At 34.5% G+C, this 25,666-nt stretch carries 24 protein-coding genes; 9 read left to right on the top strand and 15 right to left on the bottom strand.

Annotation, left to right across the window (positions count from 1 at the left end):
* Positions 1–2: 2 nt before the first annotated feature.
* The 6 genes from porN to topA all read right to left on the bottom strand — a co-directional run bounded on the left by porN (position 3) and on the right by topA (position 8,776).
* The gene (gene porN, locus OYT91_RS09890; RefSeq protein WP_281237818.1) at positions 3–980 is read right to left on the bottom strand and encodes a type IX secretion system ring subunit PorN/GldN; all 978 of its coding nucleotides are present in this window, start codon (positions 978–980) and stop codon (positions 3–5) included.
* A 50-nt stretch (positions 981–1,030) separates the two neighbouring features.
* Positions 1,031–2,590 (bottom strand): type IX secretion system motor protein PorM/GldM, encoded by a 1,560-nt coding sequence (gene porM, locus OYT91_RS09895; RefSeq protein WP_281237819.1) that lies wholly within the window; start codon positions 2,588–2,590, stop codon positions 1,031–1,033.
* A 49-nt stretch (positions 2,591–2,639) separates the two neighbouring features.
* Positions 2,640–3,269, bottom strand: coding sequence for a type IX secretion system motor protein PorL/GldL (porL, locus tag OYT91_RS09900; protein WP_281237820.1), 630 nt, complete (start codon positions 3,267–3,269; stop codon positions 2,640–2,642).
* Positions 3,270–3,320: 51 nt separating this feature from the next.
* Complete coding sequence (porK, locus tag OYT91_RS09905; RefSeq protein WP_281237821.1) at positions 3,321–4,736, bottom strand: T9SS ring complex lipoprotein PorK/GldK; 1,416 nt, start codon at positions 4,734–4,736, stop codon at positions 3,321–3,323.
* A 272-nt stretch (positions 4,737–5,008) separates the two neighbouring features.
* Complete coding sequence (locus tag OYT91_RS09910) at positions 5,009–6,160, bottom strand: formimidoylglutamase (RefSeq protein WP_281237822.1); 1,152 nt, start codon at positions 6,158–6,160, stop codon at positions 5,009–5,011.
* 81 nt (positions 6,161–6,241) lie between these two features.
* Entirely contained in the window at positions 6,242–8,776 is a 2,535-nt protein-coding gene (gene topA / locus OYT91_RS09915) for a type I DNA topoisomerase (RefSeq protein WP_281237823.1), read from the bottom strand.
* A 347-nt stretch (positions 8,777–9,123) separates the two neighbouring features.
* Here topA and OYT91_RS09920 point away from each other — a divergent pair, with 347 nt between their 5' ends.
* The 9 genes from OYT91_RS09920 (at position 9,124) to groL (ending at position 18,805) form a co-directional block, all read left to right on the top strand.
* Entirely contained in the window at positions 9,124–10,707 is a 1,584-nt protein-coding gene (locus OYT91_RS09920) for a glycerol-3-phosphate dehydrogenase/oxidase (RefSeq protein ID WP_281237824.1), read from the top strand.
* Positions 10,708–11,078: 371 nt separating this feature from the next.
* A complete protein-coding gene (gene miaB / locus OYT91_RS09925; protein ID WP_281237825.1) occupies positions 11,079–12,524 on the top strand; it encodes a tRNA (N6-isopentenyl adenosine(37)-C2)-methylthiotransferase MiaB in 1,446 nt (481 codons plus the stop codon).
* 59 nt (positions 12,525–12,583) lie between these two features.
* Positions 12,584–12,973: a GxxExxY protein gene (locus tag OYT91_RS09930; protein WP_281237826.1), complete on the top strand. Its 390-nt coding sequence runs from the start codon at positions 12,584–12,586 to the stop codon at positions 12,971–12,973.
* A gap of 340 nt (positions 12,974–13,313) precedes the next feature.
* Positions 13,314–14,573: a sigma-54 interaction domain-containing protein gene (locus tag OYT91_RS09935; protein ID WP_281237827.1), complete on the top strand. Its 1,260-nt coding sequence runs from the start codon at positions 13,314–13,316 to the stop codon at positions 14,571–14,573.
* A gap of 206 nt (positions 14,574–14,779) precedes the next feature.
* Positions 14,780–15,283: an LptE family protein gene (locus OYT91_RS09940; RefSeq protein WP_281237828.1), complete on the top strand. Its 504-nt coding sequence runs from the start codon at positions 14,780–14,782 to the stop codon at positions 15,281–15,283.
* A 115-nt stretch (positions 15,284–15,398) separates the two neighbouring features.
* The gene (locus tag OYT91_RS09945; RefSeq protein WP_281237829.1) at positions 15,399–16,352 is read left to right on the top strand and encodes a tetratricopeptide repeat protein; all 954 of its coding nucleotides are present in this window, start codon (positions 15,399–15,401) and stop codon (positions 16,350–16,352) included.
* An 11-nt stretch (positions 16,353–16,363) separates the two neighbouring features.
* Entirely contained in the window at positions 16,364–16,699 is a 336-nt protein-coding gene (gene secG / locus OYT91_RS09950) for a preprotein translocase subunit SecG (RefSeq protein WP_281237830.1), read from the top strand.
* A gap of 134 nt (positions 16,700–16,833) precedes the next feature.
* Positions 16,834–17,109: a co-chaperone GroES gene (locus tag OYT91_RS09955; RefSeq protein ID WP_077374652.1), complete on the top strand. Its 276-nt coding sequence runs from the start codon at positions 16,834–16,836 to the stop codon at positions 17,107–17,109.
* Between the two features lie 67 nt (positions 17,110–17,176).
* Positions 17,177–18,805, top strand: coding sequence for a chaperonin GroEL (groL, locus tag OYT91_RS09960; RefSeq protein ID WP_269221866.1), 1,629 nt, complete (start codon positions 17,177–17,179; stop codon positions 18,803–18,805).
* 224 nt (positions 18,806–19,029) lie between these two features.
* On the opposite strand, the gene OYT91_RS09965 is transcribed toward groL, so the two are convergent.
* The 9 genes from OYT91_RS09965 to OYT91_RS10005 form a co-directional block, all read right to left on the bottom strand.
* Positions 19,030–19,668, bottom strand: coding sequence for a thymidylate synthase (locus OYT91_RS09965; RefSeq protein ID WP_281237831.1), 639 nt, complete (start codon positions 19,666–19,668; stop codon positions 19,030–19,032).
* 214 nt (positions 19,669–19,882) lie between these two features.
* Positions 19,883–20,254 carry a hypothetical protein gene (locus tag OYT91_RS09970; protein WP_281237832.1) on the bottom strand — a complete coding sequence of 124 codons (372 nt, stop codon included), beginning with the start codon at positions 20,252–20,254 and terminating at the stop codon, positions 19,883–19,885.
* Position 20,255: 1 nt separating this feature from the next.
* Complete coding sequence (locus OYT91_RS09975; RefSeq protein WP_281237833.1) at positions 20,256–20,747, bottom strand: hypothetical protein; 492 nt, start codon at positions 20,745–20,747, stop codon at positions 20,256–20,258.
* Complete coding sequence (locus OYT91_RS09980) at positions 20,744–22,912, bottom strand: hypothetical protein (RefSeq protein WP_281237834.1); 2,169 nt, start codon at positions 22,910–22,912, stop codon at positions 20,744–20,746. Before OYT91_RS09980 ends, OYT91_RS09975 begins: the two co-directional genes overlap by 4 nt.
* Complete coding sequence (locus OYT91_RS09985) at positions 22,912–23,724, bottom strand: hypothetical protein (RefSeq protein WP_281237835.1); 813 nt, start codon at positions 23,722–23,724, stop codon at positions 22,912–22,914. The genes OYT91_RS09980 and OYT91_RS09985 overlap by 1 nt, the downstream gene beginning before the upstream one ends.
* Entirely contained in the window at positions 23,721–24,185 is a 465-nt protein-coding gene (locus tag OYT91_RS09990; RefSeq protein ID WP_281237836.1) for a hypothetical protein, read from the bottom strand. The genes OYT91_RS09985 and OYT91_RS09990 overlap by 4 nt, the downstream gene beginning before the upstream one ends.
* Positions 24,175–25,044 (bottom strand): nucleotidyltransferase, encoded by an 870-nt coding sequence (locus OYT91_RS09995; RefSeq protein WP_281237837.1) that lies wholly within the window; start codon positions 25,042–25,044, stop codon positions 24,175–24,177. The genes OYT91_RS09990 and OYT91_RS09995 overlap by 11 nt, the downstream gene beginning before the upstream one ends.
* Complete coding sequence (locus OYT91_RS10000) at positions 25,044–25,334, bottom strand: hypothetical protein (protein ID WP_281237838.1); 291 nt, start codon at positions 25,332–25,334, stop codon at positions 25,044–25,046. The genes OYT91_RS09995 and OYT91_RS10000 overlap by 1 nt, the downstream gene beginning before the upstream one ends.
* Positions 25,327–25,665 (bottom strand): hypothetical protein, encoded by a 339-nt coding sequence (locus OYT91_RS10005; protein WP_281237839.1) that lies wholly within the window; start codon positions 25,663–25,665, stop codon positions 25,327–25,329. Before OYT91_RS10005 ends, OYT91_RS10000 begins: the two co-directional genes overlap by 8 nt.
* Between the last annotated feature and the right edge of the window lies 1 nt (position 25,666).

Below are 25,666 nucleotides of genomic sequence, written 5' to 3' on the forward strand. Positions count from 1 at the left end.
TTTTAGTAATTCCACATATCGTGTTCAAAATCACGAATTTTATCTTTAATTCTATCCGATTCTAATAACTGATTCAATGCATTTTCATTTACATATTCAGTAATTAAACGGTCACCATAAACATTTTCTTCCTTGTAAATAATACCACTAAATTGTCGTGAATCTAAAATCCTATCAAAAGAAATTGGCATAGAAGAATTTTTTTCATTAAATGCTAAATAACCGTGAAGATAATCTCGAACAGAAGGATAAAATATCCAAAACAAATCGATATAATCTGGATTGTCATTACCAACTTCTCTAGCTTCAGGAGCAATAGGACAAATTCCTAACAAACGATATTTCAACTCACTTTGACGTTTATCAAAATACCAATATCCTTTCAATTTGTATCCAGTAATATCTTGAGCTGTTAATTCCTTTTTATTAATAAACTGAGGATCTAAAACCTGTCCAGCAGCTGCAGGAATAATAACTTTCTCTCTTTTTCCTTTTACAGTTTTATAAGTAACAGTTTCTTTCGGAAAATAAGCATCACGATTCGCATTAATAATTTCTTTACCAGCATCAGTTGTATCAATGTAAGTAAATGAACTACTCATATCCTTAAAGGTTCTTTTAGTATTAAAATAATCATCCGTATACACTTCAGTTATCTTATTTGTTTTAATCCCTTTTATTAATACATCAAACAAAGATCTCCTGTCTTTACCTATATTAACAGAATCAATAGGGAAATAAAGAGGAAAATTAAAACGTTCGCTCAAATCAACAATCTCCCAAGTTGTTTTTCCCATTAAAATATCTCTATCATCAACATAACCATAAGCTAATGGTTTATCATTATCAAGGGACACTTGAGATTTAGTCTTTACACCTATTTGATCCGGTGTTTTAGCATTAAGCAAATTAGATTGTGCGAATGAAGCAAAACTTCCTGCAACAAATGCTACAACAGCTACTAAATTTTTAGTTTTCATCTTTAATTAATTATTAAGTTATTTAAGTAGGTAAATTTTTAACTTAAATATTATTGTATTTCGTAAATTACTACGGCAGTTCTTGAAAGCATGATATCCGAACCAACTAATTTAGTTTTAATATCTGAAATCGTTACTTGGTCACCTCTTGTTGCTCTTGCTAAAGCAGTTTTACATTGAGCATTAACTCTATCTCCAGATACTATTACAGCAGCTTGTCCAGCAACTTTTAACGTAAACCCAACTACATTTAATTTTACATCAAAATCAAAATCAGGTAATTTTGCTGAAACTTGAGAAACTTCCAAACGAGATTTCGCTCCTTTTACAACTCCCATTTCTCCACCAATAGCTCCAACTGGAGGTGGTATACCTTTGATTCTATAGGTCTTTTTATCAGAAACTTTAGATCCATCAGGCAAAGTTCCAGTCACATTGATAACTACTTCAGATCCCTGACCAGGATTCATATTGTAAGCTCCAGCTTTACCTGCAGAACTTAATCCAGGTGCAGAAGCACTAACTTTGTCAGCTGAAATACCAGCAAAAGAAATAGTCATAGGATTAGTAACTCCTCTGTATACAACATTCATTTTATCAGCAGAAATTGTAGCAGAATTTGGTTTAGGTACTACTACATAATTACCAATAATTGGAATCGCAACAGGTTTACCATCTTCCATAAAAGTAAAATTACCATTAATATCATGTTCACCAACATTACCGGCACCAAAACTAAAATCAACTTGACCATCATGTAGCGCAGATCCAAGATTAAGATTACTACCGTTCACCACAACTTTTGTAGGTACTGTAGATTTATCAAAACGACCTAGTACAATTTTTCCCTTTACCGCTTCACCAGAAAAGAAAGCTGATTTCTCAGGAATTACAATAGCAGTATAATTTTTCATAGATGCTGCAGCTACAGCAGTTGCACCAGTTAATCTGCTTAAAATTTGATTTTCGATAGTATTAACATCATTTTGAGTAGCTGTTAATTTAGCAACTGACGCTATTAAAGGAAAATGTTTAAAATTATAATCTAAATTATTTTTCTTTACACCCTCTTTATCTACAACATCACCAGTATTAAATTTAGTATTAAATTCAGCTACAATATCTTTAAACTTAGGATCATTTCCTAAAGTAGCTACTATAGTAGATTTGTAAGTATCAATAGCAGCTGCTACTTCTTTACCTTTTGCTGATAATCCATCACCACTAAACCAAGATTCATCTAATTTTGATGAATTATCCATAGTCTCGTATGGCAATTTACCGTCTTTTTCTCTTTCAATATCTTTAGTAAAACCTTGTTTAAGAGATTCAATATACTTGTAAAAAGTAGACGATGCAATAGCTACTTTTTTTCCGATTTCATTAGGAACTTTATATTGCTCTGGTTTGTCTTGAGCTTTCATATCCAAATCTGCTAAAATAGCCTCATTTGATGTTATAGCCAAACCATTTGCAGTTTCAAATCTTTCGTTTATTAATCCAAAAGCTGATAATACTTCTTTGGACATATTTAATGCTAACATTGCAATGAAAACCAAATACATAAGGTTAATCATCTTCTGTCTAGGGGTTAGTTTTCCTCCTGCCATTTTTTCTAATTAGTTTATTATTAATTTATTTAAATAGTTAAAAAACTAATTATCCTTTATTACTCATTGCAGTAAGCATTCCTCCATAAACATTATTTAAAGAAGCAATATTTGCGGTCATTGATTGCATTTGTTCTTTTAATTTGCTAGCGTTTTCAGCAATTTCTTTATTAGCTTCAGCATTTCTTGATGCACTTTCTAATTGAACTTTATAAAGACTATTTAAAGATTCCATTTGAGCAGCAGCCATAGATAATTCTTCACTATATTTTTTTGTAGCAGCAATTGAATCAACCGTTGGAGAAATATTTCTAGAAGCATCTTCAAAATTTCTGATGCTAGTTCCTAGACTATTCATTAAAGCTCCATCAATCTTAGCTTCTTTTAACATTGCATCTAATTTTGCAGATAACATACCATCTGCATCTTCAGAAACCACATCATTTCGCACAATCTTTTCACCGCCCGCTAATTCTGGATACACCAAAGACCAATCCAATTCATGTTCAACTGGTTCAAATGCAGAAAGAGCAAAAATAAAAGCCTCAGTACAAAGACCAACAATTAATAATGCACTTGCTCCAGGGTAATGTTGAATTTTAAAAAGTGCTCCAATAATTACTACTGCCGCTCCCATTCCATACGTAAAATTCATTGTTTTTTTGCTCAATATAGCCATCTTTGTAATTTTTTTTAGTTAATTTATTAGGTTTATTTAAATTGATTTAGGTTATTTTTTTTTACTTGTACTATTACCGGTTGTTTGAGTACCCATATAATCTTGAACTGTTCTGAATCCAATGTAACTTCTGGCAGAATCTGAATACTCAAAAGCACGAGTACTTACCTGAAGGAAATAAGAAACATCTTTCCAAGATCCACCTCTTATAACTTTACGTTTATTAGAATTATCAATAACAGCAGGATTCATTGTAGAAACAAAATCATAAGAATTTGCATCATAAGCAGAGTCCGTCCATTCTGCAACATTACCAGCCATGTTGTATAAGTTAAATCCATTAGTTTCATACGATTTAGCTTCTACAGTATACAAAGCATTATCAGCTGCATAATCACCTCTATTAGGCTTAAAGTTTGCTAAGAAACAGCCTCTATCACTTTTTGTATAAGGGCCACCCCATGGAAAAGTAGCAGATTCTAAACCACCTCTAGCAGCATATTCCCATTCTGCTTCTGTTGGTAATCTAAATGAATTTACATTGTCAACATGATTTTTCTTTGACTTTAAATAGCTGTTTTTATTTAACGTTCTCCACGCACAAAAAGCTTTGGCCTGACTCCAAGTAACACCTACTACAGGATATTCCCCATAAGCTTTGTGCCAAAAATAATCATTATGCATTGGCTCATTGTAGGAGTAAGCATAATCTTTAATCCAAACCGTAGTATCAGGATATACTTTTACCTCTTCAGTTCTTATAAAATCTTGCCTTTTACCAACTTTTGCTTTAGCAGCTGCCTGAATATCCATCCAAGTATAACGGAATTTTAATTTATTTACATCTATAGTTCTCAATCCATTATAGGAAGCTTCTAGAGGCAGATACATAGAATCCATAACTTCTACATAGTATTCGTCTGGATATTTTTTGGTATCCTTAATTAATTTAGCTTTTCTATTTAACCTTTTATATGCATTTGGATCCTTATCAGTACCAATACTGTAATAATTTTCATACATGTATTTATCATATGCAGACATTTTCTCTGGATCAGAATCATTAAAAGAATAATCTGCTATACTACCACCATTACTTTTTCCTTTACCTTTAGCATCACTAGCGGCACCTTGACCACTATCTTCTGCTAAAATAGCTAAACGAAAACGGATTGTAGAATCTTTTACCCATTCTACAAACTGACGGTATTCGCTATTTGTAATCTCAGTTTCGTCCATATAAAAAGACCTTACAGTTACAGTTTTTGTTGGAGCATCACCTACATGAGCAACATCATCATCTGATTTACCCATTATATATGAACCTCCTGGCACTAATGTCATTCCATAAGGTTTTTCGGGATGCCATTTTGCTCCTTTTACACCAACCAACTCACCTTTGTCGCTTGATCTACCACAGCTAATCAACACTGTTAAAATTGCCGTAAATGCAATGAAATTCTTCATAAAAATTGGGGTTATCTATTCATTATTATCTTAAGACTGCAAACCTATTTATTTTTAACCTAAAAAACAATACTTTTTTAGTCTGTAATTATTTGGTCAAATGTATATTAAAATTTCTTAAAAAAAAATATTTTGTCGTTAAAGCGATTAAAAAGTGCGATAAAAAACACTTTTTTAAAAAATTTGTAAGTATATCAGAAATGACTAAAGTATTTGCATAATTTTAACATTTCTAATCATTAAAAGTCAATACAAAAAAAGACTTTTCAAAATCAAACAACATTTTTTCTTTGAGCTTTCCACCATCTTTCAGGCATTTCTTGATTACAAGCAGCTAAATATTCTTCATACGAACACGGTAACAACGTATTTTTTTTTAACTTATTGTTCGAACTTGAAATAAATGGTATTTCAATCCACCATCTATCTGTTTTATCACTTTTATAAAAAATCAAATCCTCATCTTCTAATGGGACAATATATTTTAAATAATTTTCCCTGCTTCCAAAAGGATATTCATTTGATCTATAGTGGTATCCTTCGATAAAATACCAAAATATTTGAGCTATTAAAACTGCCTCTTGTTTCGTATTATGATGGTTAAAAACACCAAAAGAACTTACTTTATCACTTATGCCGGCATATCTGGACAAAGAGCAAATTTCTTTTCCATTAAAACCATTTGGATTGAAAACATTAAAATTGCCAGAATCAGCTGATTTCACACTATTTAAATCGATACTAACTAAATCAGCATCTCTAAAAACGGGTTCAGCAATTGAAATATTATTTGACACCTCGCCTAGTCGATATGCATCGAAAAACAATTTCTCAACTAAATCGATTTCTTCTTGAGAATTGAAATAGGTTTGATATCCAATGTTACAAAAATTAAACAAATTATTAGGTTCTTCAATAATAATTTTTGTCAAAAAAGAATCTGAACTGATTCCTTCATTTTCCCTTCCAAAATCAAACTTACTATCGATAGCCACCAAATTGACCATTTGCTCTAAATTATCATAAGCACGATACATTGCATAAGTCAAATCTTGAGAACCTCCAATAACTAAAGGGATGATTTTCTTCTTTACAAGACTCGATATAATTTTCTTCAGTGCAAAAAAAGTATCTTCTTTTGTGTTACCAGCAAGAATATTTCCTAAATCAGCAATAGTAGCTTTCCAATTTCCTGGATACATTCCATACAATTGTTTCCGAATAGCGCTTAAATCATTATCATTACTTCCGTTCTTATTGCCTCTATTTTCCAAAACACCAATTATTGCAATATCAATTTTATCCAAATCGGGTATAGCATCATTAGTATGTATAACAATTTTACTACCAAATTGTTGAGCAGACAATTCTAAAATATGATTTAGAAATTCCTTATCTAATGGTTCTAAAAAGTCAAACTCCATTTTTTATATTTTTTCATTCCTTATTTCACACCAAAACAACACTTATTTATGAAAAAGAGCGAATCGTTTGAATGTTATTCTTTATTTCTTTTTTGCAACAGCTTTTTTGGCAGCGGGCTTCGTAGCAGCTGGTTTCTTAGTTGTTGTCGTTTTTTTTGCTGCAACTTTTTTAGCGGGTGTTTTTTTAGCAATCATTTCCTGAACTTCTGCCAATGTCAATTTTGTAGCATCAACATCTTTGCTCAATTCAATTTTTATTTTGCCTTTTGTAATAACAGATCGACCCCATCGTGCTTTTTCAACCAAAATCCCTTCATCTTCCCAGTTATGAAGCACTTTATCAATATTCTTTTGAAGTTTATCTTCAATTAAAGCTTCAATATCTGATTGAGATAAATTATTAAAATCGTATTTCTTACTTACATTAATAAAAATTCCGTTCCATTTTATAAACGGACCAAAGCGACCAGTCCCCTTTTGTACTCCTTCGCCTTTATAAACAGCAATTGGTGCATCGGCAATCGCTTTTTCATCTATTAATTCTTGAGCTCTTACCATAGAAACATCCAAAGGATCCTCCCCTCTTGGTAAAGATATAAAAACAGATCCGTGTCGTACATAAGGCCCATAACGACCATTACTCACTTCTACTTCTTCATCTTTATATGTACCCAAGTTTTTTGGAAGCAGAAATAAATTTAATGCTTCTTCTAAAGTTATATTACCAATATTTTGTTCATTTCTGAGGCTTGCAAATTTTTTATCTTCATCTTCAGCATCGCCAATTTGTGCCATTGGTCCAAATTTACCCAAACGAACTGAAACCGGCTTACCAGATTCAGGATCAATCCCCAATATTCTTTCTCCACTTTCTCTATCCGCATTGGCTTCAACATCTTTTACTGTTGGGTGAAATTGATCGTAGAACTCCTGCATCATCTTTGTCCATTCAATATTTCCCTCAGCAATTTCATCGAAATCATGTTCAACTTTAGCTGTGAAATTATAGTCCAAAATGTTTCCAAAGTTTTTTACCAAAAAATCGGTAACAATTGTACCAATATCCGTAGGAACTAATTTCCCTTTATCAGAACCTGTGTTTTCTTTGAGCAACTTCTCTATCATTTTACCCGATTGCAGAGTCAGCTGCGTATAATTTCTCTCTTGCCCTTCTAGATTACCTTTTTCAACATAATTTCTGTTGATAATTGTAGAAATCGTAGGAGCATAAGTTGAAGGACGACCTATTCCAAGTTCTTCTAATTTTTTTACTAAAGAAGCTTCAGTATATCTTGCAGCTGCTCTAGAATATCTTTCGGTTGCAGTTATGTAATTATTTTGTAATGTCTCATTAACCTTCAATGCAGGCAACAATCCCTCTTGTTCCTCTTCTTCATCATCGTGTCCTTCAAGATAAACTTTTAGGAATCCTTCAAAAAGCAAAACCTCTCCAGAAGCAGTAAATATTTCTTCGTGATTATTTGCTTCAATTTTTACATTGGTACGTTCTAATTTAGCGTCACTCATCTGAGAAGCTAAAGTTCGTTTCCAAATCAAATCATACAATCGAGCTTGATCTCTATCAATATCAACAGTATGAAGAGACATATCAGTTGGACGAATGGCTTCGTGAGCTTCTTGTGCCCCTTTGCTTTTATTGACAAAAGTACGTGGATTAGAAAATTCTTTTCCATAAGACTTAATTATTTCGGCTTGTGCAGCATCCATAGCATCTTTGGACAAGTTTACACTATCTGTTCTCATATATGTAATAAGTCCAGCTTCATACAAACGTTGTGCTAATTGCATGGTTATTCCAACAGGCAAATACAATTTTCTAGCAGCTTCTTGTTGTAAAGTCGAAGTTGTAAAAGGTGATGTAGGAGACTTTTTGGTAGGCTTGGTTTCTAAATCAGCTACCTTATATGTAGAACCTATGTTTTGTTTTAAAAAATCTTCGGCTTCTTTTTTTGTATTGAAATTTTTTGGAAGTTTTGCTTTGAAAGACTTTCCTACTTCGTTTGTAAATTCAGCCACTACAGAATACGTTGCCACTGCAGTAAAATTTTGAATTTCGCGTTCTCTTTCCACAATCAAGCGTACTGAAACCGATTGAACACGTCCGGCAGACAAACCTCCTTTGACTTTTCTCCAAAGCACCGGTGATAATTCATAACCAACCAAACGATCCAAAACTCTTCGAGCCTGCTGTGCATTAACTAAATTATAATCAATTTCACGAGGTTTATCAATAGCTTTAAGAATAGCCGACTTGGTAATCTCATGAAAAACAATACGTTTTGTTTTTTCTTTTTTAAGTTTCAATTCTTCAGCAAGATGCCACGAAATAGCTTCTCCTTCGCGATCCTCATCACTAGCTAACCAAACCATATCGGCATTTTTGGCTAAAGTCTTTAATTTGGACACTAATGCTTTTTTATCTGCGGAAACTTCATATTTGGGTTTAAATCCGTTTTCAACATCAACCCCAATTTCTTTGGAAGGCAAATCGGCTATATGCCCATAACTTGACTCTACCTGATAATCACTTCCTAGAAATTTCTCGATTGTTTTTGCCTTTGCAGGGGACTCAACTATCACTAAATTCTTTGCCATTTTGCTTATGTTTGAACCGCAAAAGTAATTTTTTTTTTTAAATATCGGCCTTTCCTTGATTTTAAAAACCATTTTAATCGGCAAACAAACCATTCCTACCAAACAAAACTCCTAATTATTTAGCCTTTTATTATTAATGCTAAATGTAAATAACTAAGATTGAAAAACAACAATTAAAGTCAATTACTACAAGAAGTCCTTTTACAATTAAGAAAACAAACCTTTCTTTTCCTACTATAATATATAGGTAAGGACAACTTGAACTTATATTTATTTTTTTAGTAAAACCTTTAAATAATTAGTTAAATTTACTACAAAAGACCAAATCTAACCTTTACTATTATATAATGAATCGAAATGAACAACTAGAAAAACTCAAAAAAAACCAAATTTGGGACTTCATCGTAATTGGCGGTGGCGCCAATGGCTTAGGTGTTGCGGTGGATGCGGCAAGTAGAGGTTTTAATACTACACTTTTAGAAGCGGTAGATTTTGCCAAAGGAACCTCAAGCCGAAGCACTAAATTAGCTCACGGAGGTGTTCGTTATTTAGAACAAGGTAATTTATCCCTTGTCATAGAAGCTTTAAAAGAACGAGGTTTAATGAAAAAAAACGCGGGACACTTGGTCAAAAACGAATCCTTCATTATTCCTAATTACAATTGGTGGGGTGGCTATTTTTATACCATTGGATTAAAATTATATGATTTATTAGCTGGAAAACTAAGTCTTGGAAGTTCAAAATATTTATCGAAAGAAAAGACACTGGAATTAATCCCATCCATAGAATCAAAAGGATTGCAAAGTGGTGTCCTCTACCACGACGGTCAATTTGACGATTCCCGATTCGCGATTAACCTAGCACAAACTGCAATAGAAAAGGGAGCTTGCGTAGTCAATTATTTAAAAGTTACACAATTACTAAAAGACGATAAAAACCATATTATAGGAGTCATAGCTTCTGACCAAAAATCAGGAGAGGAATATACGATACAAGGCAAAGCTGTGATTAATGCAACGGGAGTATTTACCAATGCTATTATGAAGATGAACGATACGGTTTATAAAAAATATATTGTTCCAAGTCAAGGTATCCATTTGGTATTTGACAAAACTTTTTTACAAGGAGAGAATGCTTTAATGATTCCAAAAACAAGTGACGGAAGAGTACTTTTTGCTGTGCCGTGGCACGATAAAATTATTATGGGAACTACTGATACTTTGGTAAAAAAATCAGATCTTGAACCAATAGCACTCGAAGAAGAAATTGATTTTGTACTGAAAACAGCTCAAAGATACTTAACTAAGAAACCAACAAGAAGCGATGTCCTTTCGGTTTTTGCAGGGTTAAGACCTTTGGCAGCACCTGAAAAAAAAAGACAAAGCACCAAAGAAGTCTCTCGTAGCCACAAAATAATTGTATCCGAATCCAGATTAATCACCATCACTGGCGGCAAATGGACCACGTATCGAAAAATTGCAGAAGACATTATTGACAAAGCCATCAAAGTGCATCAGTTACCGAAAAAAAAATGTAAAACGGAACATTTGGCTATTCATGGAAATAAGAAAAACTGTGCTGAAGATTTTGAAAATCACTTATATATTTATGGAACAGATAAAACAGCAATCATAGAAATACAAGAAAGCAAACCTGAATTGAAAGAAAAACTACATCCAAATTACAATTATACATTAGCTGAAGTCGTTTGGGCTATTCGCCAAGAAATGGCTACTACGGTTGAGGATGTTTTGGCGAGACGCGTCCGGTTGCTATTTTTGGATGCTCGAGCTGCAATTGCTAGTGCTGATAAAGTGGCACATTTACTAGCGAAAGAATTAGGACATGATGAAAACTGGATTCAAAATCAATTGGCCGAATTTAAAACAGTGGCCAATGGTTTTCTTTTGAAAGAGTTTCGAATTCCATAACAGTAAATAGGAATTTATATTGGAGAAAAAACTAACTAAATACCTAATAGGTCCTGAAAAACTGCTAGGGTATTAAATTCCACAAAATGCAATTCTGAAAACGAATGCCTAGCCCCGATTACAGTGAAAAGCCCGGAGCGAAAAAAGTAAAAGTTTCCTGTTCTAGAAAAGCGACCAAAGGAAGCTCTTTCTAGGACTTTGGAAACTTTACTTTTTTTGTGAGGACTTGTAACGGAAAGCGGGAAATAGCTCCTCTATAAAACACAGCTTTCAATTCCATTATAAAAGGACATAAAAAGTTGTTAATTCTTCGGCTGACATCTTGTCATAATCACTGTATTTGCCTTATCTTTGCACTTTGAAAATACCCAATGGAAAAGATAATTGAAGAAAGCAAACAAGGAAATAGCCTTGTTCTGGAACATAAACCAGAGAACACCAAAAAACTTTTTATAGAAAGCTACGGCTGTGCGATGAATTTTTCGGACAGTGAAATTGTGGCATCAATATTGTCTGATGGCGGATATAACACCACTTCGGTCTTGGAAGAAGCTGATTTGGTTTTGGTCAATACTTGTTCGATTCGGGACAAAGCCGAACAAACGATACGCAAACGTCTGGAGAAATACAATGCCGTAAAACGCATTAATCCAAAGATGAAAGTGGGCGTTCTAGGCTGTATGGCGGAACGTTTGAAAGAGAAATTTCTTGACGAAGAGAAAATTGTAGACCTTGTTGTAGGTCCTGATGCCTACAAAGATTTACCGAATTTATTGAGTGAGGTTGAAGAAGGACGTGATGCCATCAACGTGATTTTATCGAAAGAAGAAACGTATGGTGATATTTCGCCTGTTCGTTTGATGAGTAACGGAATAACAGCTCTCGTTTCTATTACTAGAGGTTGTGATAATATGTGTACGTTTTGCGTGGTACCTTTCACTCGTGGGCGTGAGCGCAGCCGTGAACCCCAAAGTATCATGAATGAAATTCAGGATTTGTGGGACAAAGGCTTTAAGGAAATCACCCTTTTAGGTCAGAACGTAGATAGTTATTTGTGGTACGGTGGCGGATTGAAAAAGGATTTCGTCAATGCAACTGAAATGCAAAAAGCAACAGCAGTAGATTTTGATCAATTATTGGAAATGGTAGCGGTGGGTTTCCCGAAAATGCGTATTCGTTTTTCGACATCGAATCCACAGGATATGCATGAAAGCATTTTGCACGTCATTGCCAAATATCCTAACATTTGCAAGCATATTCACTTACCTGTACAATCAGGAAGCAATCGAATCTTGAAGGAGATGAATCGTTTACATACCCGAGAGGAATATATGGATTTGATTGACAAAATTCGTTCTATTATTCCAGACGGAGCCATCTCACAAGATATGATTTCGGGCTTTCCGACCGAAACAGAGGAAGATCATCAAGACACTTTGAGTTTGATGGAGTATGTAAAATATAATTTTGGTTATATGTACAGCTATTCCGAACGTCCGGGAACTTTAGCGGGAAGAAAAATGGAAGATGATGTTCCAGAAACTGTCAAAGCAAGAAGATTGCAGGAAATTGTGGATTTACAACAAAAGCATGCTTGGAGTCGTTCTGAGGAATATATTGGTAAAACAGTTGAAGTTTTAGTCGAAAAAGTTTCGAAAAAATCTAAGGAAGAGTTTTCGGGAAGAAATTCACAAAGTATAACTGTAGTTTTTCCGAAAGAGAATTATAAAATAGGAGATTTTGTAAATGTGAAAATTACATCTTGTACCTCTGGAACTTTGAAAGGTGAAGCGGTTGGATTTTCAAGTATGAATTGATTTTTTCACCACAAATCACACAAATTATCACAAATTAATTTCTTGAATAAATTTACAAAATGACTGATTCTAATGACTTTTATTATAAAAAGAATGAAAACTACGAAATCGTTGGACTATGTATGGAAGTGCATCGACTTTTAGGTCCTGGTTTACTCGAAATAGTTTATAAAGATGCTTTAGAAATAGAATTCAGAAATCATAATATCCCTTATGAAAGAGAGAAAGAATATGCAGTAGAATACAAAGGTGTCATTTTACCACATAAATTTTATGCCGATTTTGTAGTCTATTCAGACATTATTATCGAAGTAAAATCAATAAAAGAAATTAGCAATGACCATCTAGCGCAAACATTAAACTATATGAAACTAGCTGACACCCCGATAGGGATTATTGCAAATTTTCAAAATAAATCATTAGTTCACAAAAGGCTAATTAATACATGAAATACGAATTTGTGATAATTTGTGTGATTTGTGGTTAAATAAAATTACATTTAATCAGCTACAAAAAAGGCTTCAAAAACTAAAAAAATTAATATGACTAAAAAAAATATACTTGTCGCTTTAATTACTTTTATCGTTGCTTTTGGAACCACATTCTATACTATTAGAACCTATTTTCCAAAACACAAGGTTGAAAAAACTGCTATCCAAAAAGATACGCTGAAATAACCTCAATAGTAGAAAACTTATATTTCATTAATAAATAAAGTTTAAAAATTTAGATTTAAAGTTAGCTAAGAAATTGAAAAAGTAAACCTTAAACTAAAAAGACTAAAAGCAAATGGATACAGTACAATCAATAAAACAACGATTTGAGATTATTGGGAATGACCCAAAGCTCAATCGTGCGATAGAAAAAGCCATACAGGTTGCTCCTACTGATATTTCGGTTTTGGTGGCTGGTGAAAGTGGTGTTGGGAAAGAAAATATCCCAAAGATTATACATTCTTTATCTCATAGAAAACACGGAAAATACATTGCTGTAAACTGTGGTGCCATACCAGAAGGAACCATTGACAGTGAACTTTTTGGACACGAAAAAGGAGCTTTTACAGGTGCAACTAGCACTCGTGAAGGGTATTTTGAAGTAGCCAATGGAGGAACTATTTTTCTTGATGAAGTTGGTGAATTACCATTGACAACTCAAGTACGTTTGTTGCGTGTTTTAGAAAATGGAGAGTTCATAAAGGTGGGTTCATCACAAGTTCAAAAAACAAATGTCCGAATCGTAGCAGCAACGAATGTCAATTTATTCAAAGCTATCGAGAAAGGCAAATTTCGTGAAGACTTGTATTACCGTTTGAGTACGGTAGACATCACTTTGCCTCCGCTTCGAGAACGCAAAGAAGATATTCATTTATTGTTTCGAAAATTTGTAGCCGATTTTGCAAACAAATACAAAATGCCTCCTTTAAAACTGGATGAAAGCGCAATTTTATTACTGCAAAAATTTCGTTGGAGTGGTAATATTAGACAATTACGAAATGTTGCTGAACAAATTTCGGTTTTAGAAACAAACAGAGATATTACAGCAGCTACATTGCAAACCTATTTACCATCAGAAGGCAATAATTTACCTTCGGTTATAAAAGACAAAAAAAACGATAGCGATTTTAATACCGAAAGAGAGATTTTATACAAAGTCCTTTTTGATATGAAAAGTGATCTGCATGATCTAAAAAAACTAACTTTAGAATTAATGCAAAATGGCAATTCCAATGTACAGGAAACCAACAAATCACTTATCAAAAAAATATATGGTGCCAAAGAAGAGGATAGCGAAATAGATTTTGAAGAAGAACCAAGAACATCATATCTATCTAATACTAATATAGAACAAGAATATGAAGAACAAGATTCGAACAATTATCTCTTAGCCGAAACCATCGAAGAGGAAGAAGTGTTGCGACTCGAACAAAAAGAAATCGAAATGATTAAAAAATCATTAGAAAAAAACAAAGGAAAACGAAAAGCAGCTGCCGATGAGTTAGGAATTTCCGAACGCACTTTGTATCGAAAAATAAAACAATTTGATTTATAACAAAAATTTAAAATTTAAATTCCAAATCCAATTTTTGTACATTTGAAATTTAAAACAATTTAGAATTTACACCATTTAAGAAATCGATGTGATTTCAAAAAACACTAAAAATCATCGAGTTACAAAGTAAAAACAAACCGATGAGAGAAACAAAGATTAAAAATGGTGAAAACCTAAGCCAATAAAAATACAATTATTCACTTCGTATGAAAAAAACATCCTATTTTTTTTTAATAATTAGTTCATTTCTTCTAAGCAGTTGTTCGGTTTACAACTTTACGGGTACTGGCAAAATTGACGCCAAAACTTATCAGGTGAATTTTTTTCAAAATAATGCAGAACTTATAGAACCGGGTATAGACAGAACTTTTACACTAACTTTACAAGAGTTAATTCAAGGTCAAACCAATTTGCAATTAGTAAAAAACGGAGCAGACTTAACCTATGAAGGTGAAATTACAGATTACAGAATCAGTCCAATGACTGCAACAGCTGATCAACAAGCTTCACAAAACCGATTAAAAATTCGAATAAATGTTCGCTTTACAAATAAAAAGAAAGAAGCAGATGATTTCGAAAAAAACTTTGAATTTTATTATGATTATCCAGCATCCCAGCAATTGACTGGAGCAACGAAAGATGCCGCAATCAAAGAAATTTTCGAAAGAATCACACAAGATATTTTTAATGAATCACTTGCAAAATGGTAATCTTTTAAAGAAAAAATCGGATTCAGATTCGCAGCGTTAGGCTAGAAAAAATCAACTTTATAAAATTTGAATTATAAACAAAAGAAACTTAAATCACAGAATATATTCTAAACAAATGAACATTAGTAGCTATAATTATTTATTAAATCAACCCGAAGAGATCAATGAAATTCAAACGGTAGCTTTAGAAAAAGTATTGGATGAATTTCCTTATTTTCAAAGTGCTAGAGCTTTAAGATTGAAAGGGCTTTACAATCAAAATAGCTACAAATATAATTTTGCTCTAAAAATTGCAGCTGCACATACAACAGACCGAAGTGTACTTTTTAATTTTATCACTTCAGAATCGTTCACCGCCATTCAAAAAAAGACGTACGAAAAAAAGATACAAGAACTTCTCAACATAACAGTAATTGACAGTCAGATTATTGAAAAAGAAGAAATACCTACAATTGCAGCAACACCTTTAGAACAATCCATTCTTACTTCGATAAAAGAAGCCACATTAAATACCGAGAACTATCATGGCATTACTTTTGAAAAAGCAGAAATTGATAAAAATATAGAACAATCGATACTTGATTCCATTAAAGAAGCGACACCAACAAAGAATGAAGCTGAAACAACCGAAGCTGAAAAAAAATTAGAAATTGGAAAACCATTAGATTTTTCAAAATCAGAAACACATTCCTTTCATCAATGGCTTCAAATTTCAAGGATACAACCAATAATAAGAGAAAATCCGACAGAAAATAAAAGAATGGCAAAAGAACCTATTATTGACGAGGATAAAAAGAAAAAAGCAGAACTAATCGACAAATTCATTGAAACCAGTCCAAAAATCCCTCCCATTAAACCCGGAGTAGTATTTACCCCGAATTTGGACCTTAACAAAGAAGATAACTCTTATTTAATGACGGAAACTTTGGCTAAAGTATATTTGGAACAAAAAAAATATCAGAAAGCAATACAAGCTTATGAAATATTAATTTTGAAATATCCAGAAAAAAGTAGTTTCTTTGCAGACCGTATAAAAGATATTAAAATAGTACAACAAAATAACAATTAACAATAAATAGTATGTTTTCAATTTTTTTAGTTTTAATTACAATAGTATGTTTTCTATTGATCGTAGTAATTATGGTTCAAAACCCTAAAGGAGGTGGATTATCTTCTACAATAAGTGGCTCTCAAATGTTAGGTGGTGTACAAAAAACTACTGATTTTTTAGACAAAAGTACTTGGACATTGGCTACTATATTAATTGCATTAATTTTACTTTCAGGATTAAGTTTCACTGGAACTTTGAGTGATTCTGATTCAAAAATTATTGACAAAACAGAATCTGCAGCACCAAAAACTGCTCCAGTTCAAAATGCACCTGTACAAAACACACCTGCAACACCAGCAAAATAATTTATTTCACATAAATACTTTAAGTGCCAGCCTGTCAAAGCTGGCATTTTTTATAAGAAATAATGGCAGTTATCAAACAATGGCATAATTTCTGAAATGTATAAATCATTAAAAAACAACAAAAATATAAAATCATGACTTTAAACATTAAACCACTTTCAGATAGAGTTCTTATTGAACCAGTTGCAGCTGAAACGAAAACTGCGTCAGGGATTTTTATTCCAGATACGGCTAAAGAAAAACCACAAAAAGGCACTGTTGTAGCAGTAGGAAATGGAACTAAGGACCATACGATGACAGTAAAAATTGGAGATTCTGTACTTTACGGAAAATACGCTGGAACAGAATTAAAATTAGAGGGAAAAGATTACCTAATTATGCGTGAGGATGATATCCTTGCAATAATTTAGTCCCCTAACCCCGAAGGTGGAACAAAAACTTGAAAATTTAAACTTTCAAACTTTAAACAAAAAAAAAATGGCAAAAGATATAAAATTTGATATTGAAGCACGTGACGGATTGAAACGTGGAGTTGATGCATTGGCGAATGCAGTAAAAGTGACCCTTGGACCAAAAGGTCGTAACGTAATTATTGGAAAATCTTTTGGTGGACCAAACGTAACCAAAGATGGTGTTACTGTAGCCAAAGAAATAGAATTGAAAGATCCATTGGAAAACATGGGTGCTCAAATGGTAAAAGAAGTAGCTTCAAAAACCAATGATTTGGCTGGAGATGGAACAACTACTGCTACTGTATTGGCACAAGCCATTGTGAAAGAAGGATTAAAAAACGTTGCTGCAGGTGCAAACCCAATGGATTTGAAACGTGGTATCGACAAAGCGGTTGAAGCTATTGTTGCAGACCTTGCCAAACAAGCCAAAGTAGTAGGAAGTGATTCTGAAAAAATAAAACAAATTGCTTCTATTTCTGCTAATAATGATGAAGTTATTGGTGAATTAATCGCTAATGCTTTTGCAAAAGTGGGTAAAGAAGGAGTAATCACTGTGGAAGAAGCCAAAGGGACGGATACTTATGTAGATGTTGTGGAAGGAATGCAATTTGACAGAGGATACCTTTCTCCATACTTTGTAACCAATCCAGAAAAAATGGAAGCAGAACTAGAAAGTCCATACATCCTTTTGTATGACAAAAAAGTTTCTTCTCTAAAAGAATTATTGCCAATACTTGAACCAATAGCACAAACAGGAAAACCATTATTAATTATTGCAGAAGATGTTGATGGGGAAGCTTTATCAACTCTTGTAGTAAATAAATTACGTGGAGCCTTGAAAATCGCAGCTGTAAAAGCACCAGGTTTTGGAGACAGAAGAAAAGCAATGCTAGAAGATATCGCTATCTTAACTGGTGGAACTGTAATCTCTGAAGAAAGAGGATACACTTTAGAAAATACTACTCTTGAAATGTTGGGTACTGCAAAAAGAGTAACTATCGACAAAGACAACACTACCATTGTAAGTGGTGCTGGTGAAGCAGATATGATCAAAAATCGTGTGAACCAAATCAAAGGTCAAATGGAAACTACGACTTCTGATTATGACAAAGAAAAATTGCAAGAGCGCTTGGCTAAATTAGCTGGAGGTGTTGCTGTTCTTTATGTTGGTGCTGCTTCTGAAGTAGAAATGAAAGAGAAAAAAGACCGTGTTGACGATGCGCTTCATGCAACTCGCGCAGCAGTTGAAGAAGGAATTGTTGCAGGAGGTGGAGTAGCTTTATTGAGAGCTAAAAATGCACTTAGCGCAATTGTTGCAGATAATGCAGATGAAAAAACAGGAATCCAAATCATTTCTCGTGCAGTAGAATCTCCTTTGAGAACAATTGTAGAAAATGCTGGTCTTGAAGGTTCTGTAGTAGTTGCAAAAGTTTCTGAAGGAACGGGAGATTTTGGATACAATGCCAAAACTGACGAATATGTTGATATGCTAAAAGCTGGAATTATCGATCCTAAAAAAGTAACTCGTATTGCATTAGAAAATGCAGCTTCAGTTGCGGGAATGATATTGACAACTGAGTGTGCATTAATTGACATCAAAGAAGAAAATGCAGGTGGAGCTCACATGGGTGGAGGTATGCCTGGAATGATGTAATATCAGAGTATTAAGATTTTAGTACAATGTATTAAGATCTCTCAATCAAATAAATCCGTCTTGAATTCGTTCTTGACGGATTTTTTTGTTTTGTTCCCAGAAATTGTTTTAACCTAATTATAATCCGCAAAACCAAAAGTATAAAAAAACATAACGAAAAGTATCAAAAAAACTTAAAAGCCTGAACTTTACGCTCAGGCTTTTTTATTCGCTTTAAAGACCATTTAACCAACATTTAAAGCAAACTTAACCGCATCACCGTTAAGCAACTGCTTTGTGCCCTCAATGTTGTTTTCATACACGTGAACATTACCCAAGAACAACGTGATAGACTTTAACTTGAGATTGATTTGCTTTGCAATTAAGTACAAGTGATAGATATCTGCAGGTAAGCCTAGGTTAGCGTCACTAGAGCGCTGGTATGCCGTTAGAACTAGCTTACCATTGTCTATCTGAAACTGAATAAGACTAAGGCAAGGATGCTGATTGCTTTCGGTGTCATTGGAGCCCAAAAACAAGACATAATTCTTACTCGTGCGCTTTTCATTGTTGATTTTCTCAATAAGCTTAGGAAGCTTCTCTAAATACGTTGGATAGCTATTGACAAGGATAGGACCACAATAATCCCACCAACTTACTCCAATATCACGATACGCCTCCGTAGAGCGTTCTCCCGCCATAAATAGACCTAATTCATCTTTTAGCTTTTTTCGTGCCACAGGATGCCCTTCAAATAACTCTAGTAGGTCATAAGGCTTTAATTCTAGCTTTTGATTTAAAAGATAGATTATTGAACCCTTCTTGTTTTGTTGAATACTTCCTTTTTCAAGGATTTTGTTTAAGATTTGATGATACTTGTTCATTTCGATTTTTGATTGATGATTGATTATTCTATATTTGCGGCTCTCACCCCTTAACGCAGCAAAGCCCGAAAACTTAAAGAAGACATAACAATATGTCCTCCGTAAGCTTTCGGGCTGTGTTTTAAAAGGGGGTGAGATACTTTTTAAAAGCGGAGGACTATTTTTTTTAAGTCCCGTCATCTCGAGCGAAGTCGAGAGGCGTCCTCCCAAGGAACTAGACCAATTCGTCTATACTTTTTAAGCAATGATTTGGATCTATTTTGTCTAGGACAAAAGCGAGAGCTTTGCCCAATCCTGTAAGCGTGTCATCACGTTGATTTTTGCCCAACACACTTGATATGGTTTCCTTTCGTTTGCCGAATGCGTAACCTCCTTTCTTCTTTAAAGCGAGATTAAACAAGTCTTTACACACCACGTTACCCGATGCATCTATACTTGTAGCGATGCTCAAAAATTGTGCATCCAAACGGCTAAACGAGTACTTCCAACGTCTTTTGTAAAGATTGATGATAAACGTAATCAGCAACCCCAAAGGGAATAGTATGGATGCCAAAACCAAGGAAACAAATGCTAATGCTGTACCCATATTACTCTACAAATTGAAATTGTTTGCCGATAAATTCACCTTTCATAACAACTGTATTGAGAATCCATTGTTTTACAAACTCATTTACAGGGCTTATTTCAGGATTTTGAAAAGAACCTCCATTAAGATATAGTAATGCGTCTTCGTAAGAAGGATAACCCCAATCTACCATGAAGTAATTCTCGGGGTAATTACCTCCGTTTTCATTTAGATACGGTATTAACGGTCTAGGCTCTTGCTCTTCTGTATCATCTTTGAATTTGAAAGTTGAAGTCCTATTCGTAGATACTTCGTCATCATTCATTCCTTGAAAAGCAATAGTTGATTTATCTAAAACAACTATTTGCCCTTCTCTTTCGACATACATATCAAAATCAATTCTTAAATAAGAATCCTGACGTTTGAGCGTGATAGCCGTTTCTTCGATAGTTACATTTTCGAATTTTCCTTCGGTAAGGATTGGGCTGTTGTAGATTTGTGCGGTTAATTTCATAAGATTGATGTTGTTGTATTTATTACACTTACTGTTGTTAATACCGAGTTGTACGTTACCCTTTCAAGATGAAAAGCTCCATTTACTAGTATTCTACCATTTGATTTTTGACTAAAATCAAACCCAAATAAGTCAATTGTACCCGAAGCATTACTATTTACTATTTTGCAAAAACCATCAGCAGTAATAAGATTTGTTGTTCCAAGGTTTATTGCCGCCGATGAAGTATCATTAAATAAAGATGATTTAATATACAAAACACTATTAATTAAGCTTAGATACCCTGAACCACGACTACGCTGAATACTATCTACTCTATATATACCATTCTTAAGAGTAACTGTATAGTCACCAGACCAAAACCATTTAACTCCTTCAAAGTTACCTCCGCCAGAATACACTAAGCCTCCTAAAGTTCTACAAACAACAGAGGTTACTCCTGCAGAATCTATCTCAACTGGGGGTAAAAGAGCTATAAATGAAGTTGATAGAGGCATATTAATATTCCCTATTTTTATAGGTTCCTTAAAAGGAATATTAGGCCAATAGAAAGATACACCAGTAGCATTAAGTGCTGTGAGACTTTTAAAAGATAAAGTGCATAATCCAGTTGAAGAATCAGCCCATAAGTAATATACTTGGCCTGTACAACTAGAAGTTATATCTCCTAAATTCATAATTATTGGAGTAGCAGAATTAAACCTAAGATTTATAAATTGCCCTCCGGCGTATCCAAAATTCGTTGTTGTAGAATTTATTGTTACTGCACTTATATCACCAAAATAACTACCATTTGAAAAAACTAAAGAGCCCACATTTATTACCAATTTTGGTCTTGATGAAGTCGATATTTTTACACCGCCTATAGTTCCCCCAAATGTTAAAGTTCCAGTAGTTGTAAACGTATATACAAATGGGGTGGCCGCTTCTGCTGTAGTACTAGCTATTATATTTGTTCCGTACAAAGTTGCATTGAAATTATTAAATGAAATGCTAGCTCCGTGTAAGCATTCGAAATTATGGCTAAATAATCCTAGATTTTTTGTAACATTAGCCGTTCCCGTTCCCAGTATTACAAATTTGTGTGCAAAACTAGAAGGAATAGTAATAGTATTTGCAACATCTAAGGCGGCTTGAAGTGTTAAAAATGGTTTTAATGAATCTTGGTATTTTCCCGTTGCGTCATTACCATTCTGTAAATCAACAAAAAAAGTGTTTGCAACGATTGCTGAGATAAGTATATTCCCCTCCACACTCCAAGTATCAGTATCGATTTTTGTATATCTTCTCACCTCGTTTTTAACAGAAGTATTAGATAAATTCGTAAGTATAGTAACTCCGGGTGCACCCGTTACGGTCAGCGCTCCATTACCAATAGCAATTGTTTCAAAAACGGTTCCTATCTCAAAAGGAGTAGTGGAGTTTGTTGGTATCGTGGCAGTAATTGGATTGTTGTTTGAAAATTTAAACATTGTGTTTTCAGACCCCGCTCCAAAAGTGTGCGTTATTCCGGCTACATCACCAAAGGTTAAAAACTTCTTTTTGAAAGCCGACATACAAAAATCATACACAGCCTTTACGCTTGGAAATTTTATATTACTCAAATAATCAACAACAATAGATGTTGATTTATTGGCAGTACTTTCTTTGATTAAATCCAGTTGTTTCCCCATCTCAGCAGTAAGCGCTTTCGTGGTTCCACCAGTGGTAAGGTCATTCACCAAGATAGAGCTTAACGACATTTGCACCGTTTCAATAGCATCGACCAACTCCTGAATCGTGTCTAAATTCACATTGTCAGAAGTTAGTAAAGTATTAATAGCGCTAATTTGCGTTTGCAACACCTTTCCTTGTTCCGCGCTCAGTAAGGCGGTTGCGCCTCCTGTAACCAAGTCATTGACAATGTTCAAGTATTGCGCCGCCAATTTGGTAAACTCATTTAGCGGTGCGTAGCCATTGGGTGCGCCTTTTTGAGCCAAGTGGTTGTCTAAAACTTGTTGACTGGCTCTAGTGGCCAACAACTCATTTATACCCTCAACGTCGGCCACCGGCACTTTATCGTCTTTGTGTCGAAAAGAATCGAAAACTGACCAAAATTGGTCTTGTGTTGGGATCATACCAGTTTTAAACCAGTTCTTGATCGTATTAATAGATACTATTGCCATTATCCTGTATATTTTATAAAGTGAACAATTCTATAAGGGTTCATCAAGCTAAATGCTTTATTCTCACCAACAGTATTAGTGTTAGCGTTTTCACTGGCACCATATGGATTGTCATCAGAGGCAGTTCGATATCCTCTACCGGCCACAGCCTTCAAATAAGTAAAGAAGTGAGCCGGAAGTTCTGCCAGCGACAATGTTTTGTTTTTGGCACCTCCAGAGCTTCTTAAGGAGGAGAATTCGGTATCGTCAGGGGTATGTCCTAAAGGCATACGGCCTCTTAAATCTACATATTCCTGCCACCCATCTGGAATTTCAGCGGCTGGGCGATCCCAAATAGCGATCAATCCAATTGGTATATTACTCGGGCGATTTTCAAGAACAGTAACACGCTCAAGCAAAGCGTCAACGGTAGTTTTATCTTCTTTGTCGGCCAAAAATTCAGCAATCAGTTTAGTTTCTAACGGCCTAGTAAAGCCTGCCCAAGGCCATTGAGTGGTTGCAGCTCCAAAAGTGGCGTAACGTTTGTAAATAACATCATTGGCATTTCCGTCCTCAAACTCTAGCGCCTCTTTTTGCTCTATAATAATCACGTTTTCCTGAGCCTGTCCACCTTTGAATTCAATTACTTCGCCATTGATAAAAACAGTACCATCACTGACGGTGGTTCCTGCCACGATACACCCCTGTAGGATTGTAAAATTACCCGCAATATTTCCCAAGGCATTCAGAATGCTCCACGAGGTTTGCATTTCGTCAAGAATATCGGTTTCTAGCGGAAAGCCAACACTTTGGTTAAAATTTAATCTATTCATATTGGTTGTACTTTATAGCGTTTCGAAGCTAATTTGTAATAAGTGATTAAAGCATTAAGCTCGTTAATTTTGGTGGCCATAATTTCAGTAGGCGCATACACAATGAAGTCAACTCCTGTATTCGTATACTCGCTGTTTTGGTAAATGAACATTTTCCCCAAAAACACCGGTTTATTTTCCGCCCTGGTATAAATGTATTTTCTTGGAAAAGCGTTGCCATCGCTTATGTAAATGCGACGCTCTGAAACGTCAAGCGCATCGTTCAACACCTTACGCAAATAACATACTTGGCCAGTGTGTTCTATTTTGTACCAGTCCGCTATTCTCTTTTGCTTCCAGCTGTAGTGCAGGTCTGCAATTGGCGAAAGTAAAGCCTGAGCAAATGCCACGACCTTAGCCTTTCTTAATGCTGTAGGCAACAACAGTATTGCCAATTTTTTAAAATCGACATCATACCACATAGGTCACAGTATTAAAGTTTTCGATTTCAAAATAGCCCGCAACTGGAATGGTTTTCACGGTTATAGGTTGAAATGCACTATAACTATTTGTTGCTGTATTATAGTAGCTTGATGTTGCAACGGTGATATTGGCGTTATTCACACCTTCAACAGCTCGCAAATGTGCAATCAAGTCGTTCAATACTAATTCACCATCAAATGGCAGCGCCTTCATATAAGAGCGGATTGCTTTTTCCACTGGTTTATCCCCGTTCAAAATGCTAACTCCGTTTTGGTCTATCACTAAGACGTCACGATAAATTTGCATATTCAAAAGCAATTTGTCTGCTGGGTTGTTGACTACGTTTAATTTTACACCCGCATATTTTACCTCAGACATATACTGAAGAAAAGCCGTGATTTGGGTATCGTCTAGCGGTTCCAAGGCGTCGCCAGACTCTCCAGCAACTTTAATCGTTAATCGATTACTCTCAATTGATTCCTTAACCGAGCAATACTTTATAATTTTTGAAGCTTCGATTTGGTCATCGATATAGCCTGTATTATCATACTTATCAGAGTCCACGAGCAAATCAAAACCGTATTGAAACGCCAAACTCATATTGCGGTACCATCTAGGTGTTCCGCTTTTTTGCTCATAAAGTGCCGTGTCAATTTCTTTTTTGTGGTTGTCGAATATTGATTCTAGCAGCCATATTGCAAAAGCTACTATGTCAAACAATATGGATTCTACAGAAACTTTCGAAAACTCATTTTCGAAAACCGCTCCAGCTTCAAAACCATAAGCAGCCTGCAAAACAGCATTACTCATAAATAAGCCTGTAATACTGTCCTTTATTTCTTTTATCGTTCTTGCCATTATCCTACTATAAAATTTTTACCGATTATCATATAACCAATACCGTTTTTGCCAATTGATTCCTGTTGTATCGCATTAAAGTTTGTCGCTGGTCTATTGTATTCATCAAAAAAGGCAACAATCTTGTTTTTAGATGGCGCTGAAGCTTTGACCTCTTTACCTAATACTAAATCATCTGTTATAGCTACTTCATTGAGTAAAGACATTGCGAAGCTATTTTCGATGTCGCCTGTTAGCTCTAAAACTTTATCCAAAAAGCATTGCCCTTGGTATGCTGTATTTTTACTCATAACTAGCATTTATTAAAAGAGGTTGCCCCTCAGACAATTCTAATTTTTGCACAATCAAACCATCTTTTGCAAAATGTTCTCTTATCCTGTGTCGCATCCTTAAATAATCCTTATCCAATAGCAAGTCACTTATAGAAACTCCTATTGTAGGTTCAAATTTGAATTCTCCCGGTGACGCCATTAAAATCAAAGCCTGATTTTGGTTCATAGTTGGTCCAATTACCAAACCTTGAGTAATCTTACCGTCATTGCCTCGTAGTACTTCTATTTTCAAATCAATACTTTCAACTGCGTTGACGCTATCATTAAGTTGTATGCCTCTATCTTTCATA

This window comes from Flavobacterium praedii (assembly GCF_026810365.1).
GTDB classification, from domain to species: domain Bacteria; phylum Bacteroidota; class Bacteroidia; order Flavobacteriales; family Flavobacteriaceae; genus Flavobacterium; species Flavobacterium praedii.

Bases quoted from the DNA above. Each gene is read 5' to 3' on its own strand.
- porN (WP_281237818.1), bottom strand. From the start codon at position 980: ATGAAAACTAAAAATTTAGTAGCTGTTGTAGCATTTGTTGCAGGAAGT.
- porM (WP_281237819.1), bottom strand. From the start codon at position 2,590: ATGGCAGGAGGAAAACTAACCCCTAGACAGAAGATGATTAACCTTATG.
- porL (WP_281237820.1), bottom strand. From the start codon at position 3,269: ATGGCTATATTGAGCAAAAAAACAATGAATTTTACGTATGGAATGGGA.
- porK (WP_281237821.1), bottom strand. From the start codon at position 4,736: ATGAAGAATTTCATTGCATTTACGGCAATTTTAACAGTGTTGATTAGC.
- OYT91_RS09910 (WP_281237822.1), bottom strand. From the start codon at position 6,160: ATGGAGTTTGACTTTTTAGAACCATTAGATAAGGAATTTCTAAATCAT.
- topA (WP_281237823.1), bottom strand. From the start codon at position 8,776: ATGGCAAAGAATTTAGTGATAGTTGAGTCCCCTGCAAAGGCAAAAACA.
- OYT91_RS09920 (WP_281237824.1), top strand. From the start codon at position 9,124: ATGAATCGAAATGAACAACTAGAAAAACTCAAAAAAAACCAAATTTGG.
- miaB (WP_281237825.1), top strand. From the start codon at position 11,079: ATGGAAAAGATAATTGAAGAAAGCAAACAAGGAAATAGCCTTGTTCTG.
- OYT91_RS09930 (WP_281237826.1), top strand. From the start codon at position 12,584: ATGACTGATTCTAATGACTTTTATTATAAAAAGAATGAAAACTACGAA.
- OYT91_RS09935 (WP_281237827.1), top strand. From the start codon at position 13,314: ATGGATACAGTACAATCAATAAAACAACGATTTGAGATTATTGGGAAT.
- OYT91_RS09940 (WP_281237828.1), top strand. From the start codon at position 14,780: ATGAAAAAAACATCCTATTTTTTTTTAATAATTAGTTCATTTCTTCTA.
- OYT91_RS09945 (WP_281237829.1), top strand. From the start codon at position 15,399: ATGAACATTAGTAGCTATAATTATTTATTAAATCAACCCGAAGAGATC.
- secG (WP_281237830.1), top strand. From the start codon at position 16,364: ATGTTTTCAATTTTTTTAGTTTTAATTACAATAGTATGTTTTCTATTG.
- OYT91_RS09955 (WP_077374652.1), top strand. From the start codon at position 16,834: ATGACTTTAAACATTAAACCACTTTCAGATAGAGTTCTTATTGAACCA.
- groL (WP_269221866.1), top strand. From the start codon at position 17,177: ATGGCAAAAGATATAAAATTTGATATTGAAGCACGTGACGGATTGAAA.
- OYT91_RS09965 (WP_281237831.1), bottom strand. From the start codon at position 19,668: ATGAACAAGTATCATCAAATCTTAAACAAAATCCTTGAAAAAGGAAGT.
- OYT91_RS09970 (WP_281237832.1), bottom strand. From the start codon at position 20,254: ATGGGTACAGCATTAGCATTTGTTTCCTTGGTTTTGGCATCCATACTA.
- OYT91_RS09975 (WP_281237833.1), bottom strand. From the start codon at position 20,747: ATGAAATTAACCGCACAAATCTACAACAGCCCAATCCTTACCGAAGGA.
- OYT91_RS09980 (WP_281237834.1), bottom strand. From the start codon at position 22,912: ATGGCAATAGTATCTATTAATACGATCAAGAACTGGTTTAAAACTGGT.
- OYT91_RS09985 (WP_281237835.1), bottom strand. From the start codon at position 23,724: ATGAATAGATTAAATTTTAACCAAAGTGTTGGCTTTCCGCTAGAAACC.
- OYT91_RS09990 (WP_281237836.1), bottom strand. From the start codon at position 24,185: ATGTGGTATGATGTCGATTTTAAAAAATTGGCAATACTGTTGTTGCCT.
- OYT91_RS09995 (WP_281237837.1), bottom strand. From the start codon at position 25,044: ATGGCAAGAACGATAAAAGAAATAAAGGACAGTATTACAGGCTTATTT.
- OYT91_RS10000 (WP_281237838.1), bottom strand. From the start codon at position 25,334: ATGAGTAAAAATACAGCATACCAAGGGCAATGCTTTTTGGATAAAGTT.
- OYT91_RS10005 (WP_281237839.1), bottom strand. From the start codon at position 25,665: ATGAAAGATAGAGGCATACAACTTAATGATAGCGTCAACGCAGTTGAA.